The organism is Streptococcus sp. F2 (assembly GCF_056500955.1).
On sequence record NZ_JBWKAI010000049.1, the window covers coordinates 1 to 5,537 of the forward strand.

The window sequence follows — 5,537 nt, forward strand, 5'->3', positions numbered from 1 at the left end:
TGGCATGCTTAAATCTCAAAAAACTGGTCAAAAGGATGGCGGGAGAGCCTTTTTATTTTGTTCAGATGAGGTGGTTTAAGCACGGAAACAGCCATTTTTATCTAAAAACACTAAAAAAGACAAACACAAAATCGATGTTTGTCTTCAATCTGAGGGTTCAGTTAAACTGAACCCTTTTTTTAATATTATGTGGCGATTAAGATTTGACTATACCTAATAAAATAGCACCTACGATAAAACAGATAATACCTGTGACAACCCAACGCATTTCTTTTTTGGTTTTGGTTTCGCCTAGGAATAAAATGCCTCCGACAATGGAAATGATAGCACCTAATTGTGAGAAACTAAAGGCAATAGCAAGTCCTGCCTTTGATGCAGCTAGAAGCATGAAAATATTACCAATGCCCCAAAGTAATCCAACAACACTATTTTTAATCACATATTGGTCAAAAGAGACTTTAAATGACATGAAGGTTGCTGCTCCTAGGACCATACCAAATGCCATTGGTAAAATAACAGATAAAACATCAAATTTCATGATGTTATTAAATAAGACTGCATACATCACGTAACCAATTGTTGAATAAGTGAGCGCCCTAAATCCTTTTAAAAAATTATGAAGGTGATTGACTTGTGCATTAGCATCATCTTGTTTACTAGAAAAGTAGAAACCAACAATCAGAAGTAATAGTGCTAGACTTCCTACTACAAATTGCATCGGTTTTGTCCATTCATGAAAAACGAGGACACCAATCAAACTTCCCAGAACAAGTTGAGAGCCACTTGACAAAGGATTGGCAACTGAGACTCCCATGTATTGCATGGCATGAAATTGACCAGTTTGACCAATTGACCAGATAAAACCGCCTAAAATCCCAAAAATCCAAAGTTGTAAAGTCATTTCAGGTCTGACAATTAGCCAAACAACAAGTGCAAATAGCAAAGCTCCTAAAGTCATTCCAAAGGTCTGTTGTGAGGGTTTACCACCAATTTTGTTACTAACAAAACCAATACTGCCCCAAGCAAACATCGGAACAAGCGCGTATAAAATACCTTCCAAAATCTCATCTCCTTTACAGTAAGTTTACAACATTATAAAATTTCTATCATTAAAGTGTTTTCACACGAGAACTAATTATAGCTTATTTAGCAGGAAAATACAATAATATTTACCAAAAAACTGTTACTAGTACAAAGTTGACACTGGTATTTAGTGACGAGTCAAAAAAAGCCGAGAGCAGACTCGGCCTTTAGTTTACATCAATATCATTTTAATGTACAGAATAGTTTGGTGCTTCATTTGTGATTTGGACATCATGTGGATGACTTTCAATTAAGCCCGCACCTGACATTTCAACAAATTGAGCATTTTCATGTAATTCTTGAATGTCACCTGCACCAACATAGCCCATACCTGAACGGATACCACCTAACATTTGGAAGACAATATCTGAAGCAGCGCCTTTATAAGCAACACGGCCTTCAATTCCTTCTGGAACCAGCTTATTAGCTTCATTGACAGAGCCTTGGAAGTAACGATCACTTGATCCTTTCTTCATAGCTGCAATGGAACCCATCCCACGATAAGTTTTGAACTTACGGCCTTGGTAAATTTCAGTTTCACCTGGAGCTTCATCTGTACCAGCAAACATTGATCCAAGCATAACAGCATTACCACCGGCTGCAAGAGCTTTAACAATATCGCCAGAATACTTGATACCACCGTCAGCAATAATCGTTTTACCATATTCACGAGCAACCGCAGCAGCATCGTAAATAGCAGTCACTTGAGGAACACCAACACCCGCAACCACACGAGTAGTACAGATAGAACCTGGTCCAATACCAACTTTAACAACATCGACACCTGCATCATAGAGAGCACGCGCTCCTTCAGCAGTAGCAATGTTTCCAGCAATCAAGGTACGATTTGGGAAATGAGCACGAATCTCAGCAATTTTACGAAGCACGCCAGCTGAATGGCCATGAGCAGTATCAATAACGATAGCATCCGCACCAGCTTCAAACAAAGCTTCTGCACGGTCAAACGTGTCAGAAGTAACACCTACTGCAGCAGCAACAAGCAAGCGGCCAAACTCATCTTTAGCAGCATGAGGAAACTCGATGACTTTTTCAATATCTTTGATAGTGATTAAGCCAGATAGGCGGCCACTTTCATCAACCAAAGGAAGTTTTTCAATACGGTTTTCGTGAAGAATACGTTCAGCTGTTTCAAGATCTGTACCAACAGCAGCCGTAACGAGATGCTCACTGGTCATATGTTCAGAAATTGGTGCATTATAATCGGAAATAAAACGCATGTCACGGTTAGTAATAATACCAACTAGCTTACGATTTGCCAATGTTTCAACAATAGGAACCCCACTAATACGGTAACGTTGCATTAATTCTTCAGCTTCTGACACTTTGTGGTCAGGAGTTAAGAAGAAAGGATCAATAATAACGCCATTTTCAGAACGTTTTACCTTGCGGACTTCTTCTGCCTGCTCTGTAATAGACATATTCTTATGAATGACACCAAGGCCACCCGCACGCGCAATCGCAATAGCCATTTTACTGTCAGTGACAGTATCCATAGCTGCTGTGATAATTGGGATATTTAATGTCAAATTTTTTGCAAGTTTTGTTTTTAAACTGACTTCATTTGGAAGAACATGACTTTCTGCCGGAATGAGTAAGACATCATCAAAAGTGTAGCCTTTTTTCAAAAATTTAGTGTCCCAGTTTGACATTAAGATAATCCTCTTTTCTTTTATTTTAGGGAATAATTCCCCAGTCTATTTTTTTATTGTTACTATCATATCACGCTAAAATCATTTGTCAACAAAATGTTTTTATATCTCTCCAATATAATAGAATGGCTAAATTATCAGACTTTTTACTGTATTCAAAAACACTTTGACAAGGCATCTCAATCTAAAAAACCAGGCGCTAAAACCTGGTTTTTTTAAAAATAATTAATTCCCATTGCAGATTTAACTTCTGATAAGGTTTGAGCTGCGACAGCCTGCGCTTGTTCACTACCTTCCTGTAACATACGGAACACTTCCCCCATATCTTTAGCGTACTCCAAACGTCTTTCACGAATAGGTGCTAATTCACGTTCCAAAATGTCTAGAAGGTAGCGTTTCGTTTTAACATCTCCTAAACCACCTTTTTGATAATGCTCTTTCATAGCCGCAATATCAGTTTGATCCTCTTCTCTTCCAAAAATATCCAAGTAATGGAAAACCATATTCCCTTCAATTTGACCAGGATCCTCCACTTTAATATGGTTCGGATCGGTGTACATGCTCATGACTTTTTTACGGACTGTATCAGCATCGTCAGAAAGATAGATTCCATTTCCTAAAGACTTAGACATTTTGGCATTGCCATCAAGTCCTGGCAAGCGTCCAGCTTTTTCATTTTCTGGGTAAATGCCTTCAGGTTCCACTAAACAGTCTGTATGGTAAGTGTGATTGAAACTTCTCACAATTTCACGTGTTTGTTCAATCATCGGTTTCTGGTCATTGCCCACAGGAACAAAATTAGCTTTAAAAGCTGTAATATCAGCGGCTTGTGATACTGGATAAACAAGGAAACCAGATGGAATACTTTCACCAAAACCTTTCTGAGCAATTTCGGTTTTAACGGTTGGATTTCTTTCCAAACGTGCCAATGACACCAAATTCATATAGTACATGGTCAATTCAGCTAATTCTGGAATCTGACTTTGAATAAAAATCGTTGATTGTTTCGGATCCAAACCAACAGAGAGGTAATCCAAAGCAACATTTCCAATAGATTCTTTAATTAATTCGGACTCTTTAGCATGATCTGTTAAAGCCTGCTGATCGGCCAAGAAGACAAACATCTTATACTTGTTTTCATTTTGTAACATCACGCGATTTTTAAGACTTCCTACGTAATGGCCTAGGTGTAATTTACCAGTTGGTCTATCCCCAGTTAAAATAATTGGTTTTGTCATCATTATCTCCTAAATATTCATCATTGCATTGCATAAAAAAATCCCCACGCTAAAATAGCGTGAGGGCGTTATGACAAGTAATACGCGGTACCACCTCAATTAATACCCACAATAAAACAGGATATTATCTCAATCTTCTCCATATTAAGAAGTTGCACGATAAGGGGTGCCGACCTGAAAGTTATGTGTTCCTTCCAAACTATAATCATTAGCCCATTTCATCTTGCTTGTTGTTAGCTCGCACCTACCGCTAACTCTCTAAAAACAAAGAAAAGATTACTCTTCTAACGTAGCATTATTCTATGAAATTTTGAGTATTTTGTCAAGTTCCTTAGATTTTTAAAAAATAAGTCTTGACGGTCTCAACCTATTTAAGAGATAATGAATCTACCATTTTTAACCATCTCAAAAGGAGACCTTAGCTACATGAAAAAACGTGTGATTGATTTATTGCTTGTTACCATTGGATCATTTATCACAGCAATTGGTTTTAACACCATGTTTGTTGATAATCATATTGCCTCAGGTGGAATGGTTGGTATTTCAGTAGTTATGAAAGCCTTATTTGGTATCAGTCCTTCTCTCTTTTTAATGGTTATTAACATTCCCTTACTGTTAATGTGTTACTTTTTTCTTGGTAAACAGAACTTCATTAAAACACTCTATGGGTCATGGATTTATCCTATAGCCATTCGTTTAACCAACCAATTACCCACTTTAACACACAATCAATTATTAGCTGCTATTTTCGGAGGTATTATCTGCGGTATTGGACTAGGCATGGTATTTTGGGGAAATTCTTCAACAGGGGGAACAGGTATTCTAACACAGATTCTTCACAAGTACTCCCCATTATCACTTGGTGTCGCTATGACTATTGTTGACGGTATTAGTGTTCTCATGGGATTAATGGCTCTCTCTGCTGACGACGTCATGTATTCAACAATAGGCCTACTCGTTATTGGATATGTGATTAGTATCATGGAAAATGGTTTCGATTCCTCGAAGAATGTCATGATTATTTCCAAAGATTATCAAGCTATCCGAGAATATATCACAACTGTTATGGATCGTGGGGTAACTAAAATTCCAATTCGTGGTGGTTATACCACTTCAGATAAAGTTATGTTGATGGCCATCGTGTCAACTTATGAATTGCCTGCACTCCAAGAAAAAATTCTTGAAATCGATGATACTGCTTTTATTGTTGTCATGCCTGCAGCTCAGGTAATGGGTCGAGGATTCAGCTTAACCAAACAATACAAACGTGAAGACAAAGATGTTTTATTGCCTATGTAGTGAGTAGCCCACGCCAAACGCATGAAGAAACTTTTGTTTTCAGAAAACTAGATTCATAATGACAAAATCAATCAAAGTAGTACACTATAGATGAGGTGACTACAATGATTGATTTTATTGTTGCTATTGATAATTGCGCCGGTGAATTGGATAGTCGTCAATCTTGGAAAATTCGCTACCCCTTATCAACCATTCTATTTCTTGTCTTCGTTTGTCAGTTAGCTGGCATTGAAACCTGGAAGGAGAT

4 protein-coding genes, 2 pseudogenes and 1 other annotated feature are annotated in these 5,537 nt (G+C 37.7%); of the genes and pseudogenes, 3 read left to right on the forward strand and 3 right to left on the reverse strand.

What is annotated here, in order from left to right:
- A pseudogene (locus ACYTR8_RS09900) lies at positions 1–170 on the forward strand (IS5/IS1182 family transposase); the annotation flags it as partial.
- Between the two features lie 26 nt (positions 171–196).
- Here ACYTR8_RS09900 and ACYTR8_RS09905 read toward each other — a convergent pair.
- The 3 genes from ACYTR8_RS09905 to trpS all read right to left on the reverse strand — a co-directional run bounded on the left by ACYTR8_RS09905 (position 197) and on the right by trpS (position 3,991).
- Positions 197–1,060 carry a RhaT/GlcU family sugar-proton symporter gene (locus tag ACYTR8_RS09905; protein ID WP_479642094.1) on the reverse strand — a complete coding sequence of 288 codons (864 nt, stop codon included), beginning with the start codon at positions 1,058–1,060 and terminating at the stop codon, positions 197–199.
- 211 nt (positions 1,061–1,271) lie between these two features.
- Positions 1,272–2,753 carry an IMP dehydrogenase gene (gene guaB / locus ACYTR8_RS09910; RefSeq protein WP_479642095.1) on the reverse strand — a complete coding sequence of 494 codons (1,482 nt, stop codon included), beginning with the start codon at positions 2,751–2,753 and terminating at the stop codon, positions 1,272–1,274.
- 215 nt (positions 2,754–2,968) lie between these two features.
- Positions 2,969–3,991 (reverse strand): tryptophan--tRNA ligase, encoded by a 1,023-nt coding sequence (trpS, locus tag ACYTR8_RS09915; protein ID WP_111717862.1) that lies wholly within the window; start codon positions 3,989–3,991, stop codon positions 2,969–2,971.
- Positions 3,992–4,049: 58 nt separating this feature from the next.
- Positions 4,050–4,293, reverse strand: a binding site (T-box leader).
- A gap of 124 nt (positions 4,294–4,417) precedes the next feature.
- On the opposite strand from trpS, the gene ACYTR8_RS09920 reads away from it, so the two are divergent.
- Entirely contained in the window at positions 4,418–5,290 is an 873-nt protein-coding gene (locus ACYTR8_RS09920) for a YitT family protein (protein ID WP_269760841.1), read from the forward strand.
- A gap of 104 nt (positions 5,291–5,394) precedes the next feature.
- A pseudogene (locus ACYTR8_RS09925) lies at positions 5,395–5,537 on the forward strand (ISAs1 family transposase); the annotation flags it as partial.

Coding starts and splice junctions, on each gene's coding strand:
- trpS (WP_111717862.1), bottom strand. CDS start 3,991: ATGACAAAACCAATTATTTTAACTGGGGATAGACCAACTGGTAAATTA.
- ACYTR8_RS09920 (WP_269760841.1), top strand. CDS start 4,418: ATGAAAAAACGTGTGATTGATTTATTGCTTGTTACCATTGGATCATTT.
- guaB (WP_479642095.1), bottom strand. CDS start 2,753: ATGTCAAACTGGGACACTAAATTTTTGAAAAAAGGCTACACTTTTGAT.